Source organism: Bradyrhizobium sp. (assembly GCF_017881085.1).
GTDB lineage: Bacteria > Pseudomonadota > Alphaproteobacteria > Rhizobiales > Xanthobacteraceae > Bradyrhizobium.
In genome coordinates, this window is record NZ_JADGRI010000378.1 from 1 (window position 1) to 4581 (window position 4581).

Genomic DNA, 4581 nt, shown 5'->3' on the forward strand with positions numbered 1-4581 from the left:
GTCTTCAACGCGGTGTCCGCGAGACCCTTGCGGGCGCCGTGGGTCGAGTTGAAGTATTCGAGCACCGACAGACCTTCCTTGAAGTTGGAAATGATCGGCGTCTCGATGATCTCGCCCGACGGCTTGGCCATCAGGCCGCGCATGCCGGCGAGCTGGCGCATCTGGTCCTGCGAACCGCGGGCGCCGGAATTCGACATCATGAAGATCGAGTTGATCTGGGCCTCGCCGCCTTTCGGATTCTTCTTAACGGCGGAGATTTCCGTCATCATGTCTTCGGAGATCTTCTTGGTGCACTTCGACCAGGCGTCCACGACCTTGTTGTATTTCTCGCCGTGGGTGATCAGGCCGTCATTGTACTGCTGCTCGAATTCCTTCGCCAGCGTGCGGGTCTCCTCGACGGTTTTCCACTTCGACGCCGGCACCACCATGTCGTCCTTGCCGAACGAAATTCCGGCCTTGAACGCGTTGTAGAAGCCGAGCGCCATGATGCGATCGCAGAAGATCACCGTCTCCTTCTGACCGCAGTGACGATAGACCTGGTCGATGACGCCGGAGATTTCCTTCTTGGTCATCAGCTTGTTGACGACGTCGAACTGCATCTTCGGCGATTTCGGCAGCACTTGGCCGAGCATGACGCGGCCAGCCGTGGTTTCATACCAGCGGGTGACCGGCTTGCTGTTCTCGTCGATCCCCTCCCAGCGATACTTGATCTTGGTGTGGAGGTGGATGACTTTGGAGTGCAGGGCGTGCTCGATCTCGGCCATTTCGCCGTAGAGCTTGCCTTCGCCCGGCAGGCCTTCACGCAGGATCGACAGGTAGTACAGACCGAGCACGATATCCTGCGACGGCACGATGATCGGCTGGCCGTTGGCCGGATGCAGGATGTTGTTGGTCGACATCATTAGCACGCGCGCTTCCAGCTGCGCCTCGAGCGACAGCGGAACGTGCACGGCCATCTGGTCGCCGTCGAAGTCGGCGTTGAACGCCGCGCAGACCAAGGGATGCAGCTGGATCGCCTTGCCTTCGATCAGCACCGGCTCGAACGCCTGGATGCCCAGGCGATGCAGCGTCGGCGCGCGGTTCAGCAGCACGGGATGCTCGCGGATCACCTCGTCGAGAATATCCCAGACCTCGGGGCGCTCTTTTTCGACCAGCTTCTTAGCCTGCTTCACCGTGGTGGACAGACCCTTGGCGTCAAGCCGCGAATAGATGAATGGCTTGAACAGTTCCAACGCCATCTTCTTCGGCAGGCCGCACTGATGCAGCCGCAGTTCGGGACCGACCACGATCACGGAACGGCCGGAATAGTCGACGCGCTTGCCGAGCAGATTCTGCCGGAAACGGCCCTGCTTGCCCTTCAGCATGTCGGCCAGCGACTTCAGCGGCCGCTTGTTGGCGCCGGTGATGACGCGGCCGCGGCGGCCGTTGTCGAACAATGCGTCGACGGCCTCCTGCAGCATGCGCTTTTCGTTGCGGATGATGATGTCGGGCGCGCGCAGCTCCATCAGCCGCTTCAAGCGGTTGTTGCGGTTGATGACGCGGCGGTAGAGGTCGTTGAGATCCGAGGTCGCGAAGCGGCCGCCGTCGAGCGGCACCAGCGGACGCAGGTCCGGCGGAATCACCGGCACCACGGTAAGGATCATCCACTCCGGCTTGTTGCCGGAATAGCGGAACGCCTCGACGATCTTCAGACGCTTGGCGAGCTTCTTGTGCTTGATGTCGGACTCGGTCTCCTGCATCTCGACGCGCAGGCTGGCCTCGAGCTTTTCGAGATCAAGTCCCTTCAACAGCTCGCGGATCGCCTCGGCGCCGATCATGGCGGTGAAGGAGTCCTGGCCGTACTCGTCCTGCGCCTTCAGGTACTCGTCTTCCGACAACAGCTGGCGGTCCTTGAGCGCAGTCAGGCCGGGCTCGAGGACGACGTAGTATTCGAAATACAGAATCCGCTCGAGATCCTTCAGCGTCATGTCGAGCAGGAGGCCGATGCGCGAGGGCAGCGACTTCAGGAACCAGATATGCGCGACCGGGGCCGCCAGTTCGATATGGCCCATGCGCTCGCGCCGGACCCGCGACAGCGTCACTTCGACCGAGCACTTCTCGCAGATGATGCCCTTGTACTTCATGCGCTTGTACTTGCCGCACAGGCACTCGTAGTCCTTGATCGGCCCGAAGATGCGGGCGCAGAACAGGCCGTCACGCTCCGGCTTGAAGGTGCGGTAGTTGATGGTCTCCGGCTTCTTGATTTCGCCGTAGGACCACGACAGAATCTTCTCCGGAGACGCGATTGAAATGCGGATCTGGTCGAAGACCTGAGCCGGCGTCGTCGGATTGAAGAGATTCATAATTTCTTGGTTCATGGTCTTCTCCTCGCGTGCCGATCGTCACCGGCAGCAAATTCGAATTCTTTTTCAGCCACGCGCCCGCCCAACGTCCGAGCGAAACGCGGATGCCCGGCGCGAGGCGCGCCGGGCATGACGCTTTTTGTTACTCGGCGGCCTCGGATGTCGGCGTGACACCCACCTTCGAGTTGTGCAGGTCGACGTTGAGACCCAGCGAACGCATTTCCTTGACCAGCACGTTGAACGATTCCGGGATACCGGCCTCGAACGTGTCGTCGCCGCGCACAATCGCCTCGTACACCTTGGTACGGCCGGCGACGTCGTCCGACTTCACGGTCAGCATTTCCTGGAGTGTGTACGCCGCGCCGTAAGCCTCGAGCGCCCACACTTCCATTTCGCCGAAACGCTGTCCGCCGAACTGGGCCTTGCCGCCCAGCGGCTGCTGAGTAACGAGCGAGTACGGTCCGATCGAACGTGCATGGATCTTGTCGTCCACGAGATGATGCAGCTTGAGCATATAAATGTACCCAACCGTCACCTTGCGGTCGAAGGCGTCGCCGGTCCGGCCGTCATAGACGGTCGATTGTCCGGAGGCGTCGAGACCGGCAAGCTTCAGCATCTCCTCGATATCAGCTTCCTTGGCACCATCGAACACCGGCGTTGCAATCGGCACGCCGTGACGCAGATTGCCGCCAAGCTCCATCAATTCCGCGTCGTTGAGCGACTTGATGGTTTCCTCGTCGCCGTAGATCTTTTTCAAGGTCTCCTTCAGCGGCTTGATGTCCTGCTTGGCGTAGTAGGCGTCCACCGTCTGGCCGATGCGCTTGCCGAGGCCCGCGCAGGCCCAGCCGAGATGCGTTTCGAGAATCTGCCCGACGTTCATCCGGCTCGGCACGCCCAGCGGATTGAGCACGATGTCGGCATGCGTTCCGTCCTCGAGGAACGGCATGTCCTCGATGGGAACGATTTTCGACACCACGCCCTTGTTGCCGTGGCGGCCCGCCATCTTGTCGCCGGGCTGAATCTTGCGCTTCACCGCGACGAAGACCTTGACCATCTTCATCACGCCGGGCGGCAATTCGTCGCCACGCTGCAGCTTCTCGACCTTGTCGAGGAAGCGCTGTTCAAGGCCCTTCTTCGATTCGTCGTACTGCTTCCGCATCGCCTCGATTTCGGCCATCAGCTTGTCGTTGGGCGAAGCAAACATCCACCATTGCGAACGCGGATGCTCGTCGAGCACCGCACGCGTGATCTTGGTGTCCTTCTTGAAGCCCTTCGGACCGGCGATCCCCTGGCGGTTTTCCAGAAGGTCGGCGAGACGGCTGTAGACGTTGCGGTCCAGGATCGCCTGCTCGTCGTCGCGGTCCTTGGCCAGACGCTCGATCTCTTCCCGCTCGATCGCCAAAGCGCGCTCGTCCTTGTCGACGCCGTGCCGGTTGAAGACGCGGACTTCGACGATCGTGCCCTGCACGCCCGGGGGCACGCGGAGCGAGGTATCGCGGACGTCGGACGCCTTTTCGCCGAAGATGGCGCGCAGCAGCTTTTCCTCCGGCGTCATCGGGCTTTCGCCCTTCGGCGTGATCTTGCCGACCAGGATGTCGCCGGCGCGGACTTCGGCGCCGATATAGACGATGCCGGCTTCGTCGAGGTTCTTCAGCGCTTCTTCCGAGACGTTCGGAATGTCGCGGGTGATTTCCTCAGGGCCGAGCTTGGTGTCGCGGGCCATCACCTCGAATTCCTCGATGTGGATCGAGGTGAAGACGTCGTCCTTCACGATTCTTTCGGAAAGCAGGATCGAATCTTCGAAGTTGTAGCCATTCCACGGCATGAACGCGACCAGCACGTTGCGCCCCAGCGCGAGTTCGCCGAGATCGGTCGAGGGACCGTCGGCGATGATGTCGCCCTTCTTGACGATGTCGCCAACCTTCACCAGCGGACGCTGGTTGATGCAGGTCGACTGGTTGGAACGCTGGTACTTCATCAGCCGGTAGATATCGACGCCCGACTTGGTGGGATCGAGATCCTCGGTGGCGCGGATAACGACGCGGGTGGCGTCGATCTGGTCGATCACGCCCGAACGGCGGGCCGCGATTGCGGCTCCCGAGTCGCGCGCGACCACGCCTTCCATGCCGGTACCGACGAACGGCGCCTCGGCGCGCACCAGCGGCACGGCCTGACGCTGCATGTTCGAGCCCATCAGCGCGCGGTTGGCGTCGTCGTTCTCGAGGAACGGGATCAGGGC

2 protein-coding genes are annotated in these 4581 nt (G+C 61.6%); both read right to left on the minus strand.

Going from position 1 to position 4581, the window contains the following annotated elements; translation table 11 throughout:
* On the minus strand, positions 1 to 2357 hold a 2357-nt coding region (gene rpoC, locus QZ213_RS24880), incomplete at its 3' end, for a DNA-directed RNA polymerase subunit beta' (RefSeq protein WP_291688728.1).
* A 127-nt stretch (positions 2358 to 2484) separates the two neighbouring features.
* Positions 2485 to 4581 (minus strand): DNA-directed RNA polymerase subunit beta (gene rpoB, locus QZ213_RS24885; protein ID WP_291688729.1); only part of this gene is annotated, 2097 nt, incomplete at its 5' end.